Here is a 282-nt window from a genome sequence, read left to right on the forward strand (position 1 = left end):
ACCGGGGACGCGCCGAACGGGCGGACCACCCGGACCGCGCGTTCGGCGTCGACGACCTCGTGGCCGCGGGCGCCTCCCCCCGGCTGCGGCGCCTGTTCCCCCTTCTGGCGCCTCTTCTGGAGCGGTCGGGGATCTGGTCCGCGGAGGGGGACGGAACGTGGCGTGCGACACCGGACGCCCCGACGCCCGCCCTGTCCACGCTGGAGGAGATCCGCCCCGAGCACCAGCCGTTCTTCCCCGTCGTCGCCCTCGGCGCCTTCCAGATGCGAGGGCTGGAGGACG

The 282-nt window shown here is 75.5% G+C and carries 1 protein-coding gene; it reads left to right on the forward strand.

Annotation, left to right across the window (positions count from 1 at the left end):
* A partial coding sequence (locus ACSNOK_RS33955; RefSeq protein WP_436784594.1) for a hypothetical protein occupies positions 1-282 on the forward strand: 282 nt, incomplete at both ends.

Source organism: Streptomyces sp. URMC 126 (assembly GCF_051386555.1).
Taxonomy (GTDB): Bacteria; Actinomycetota; Actinomycetes; order Streptomycetales; family Streptomycetaceae; genus Streptomyces.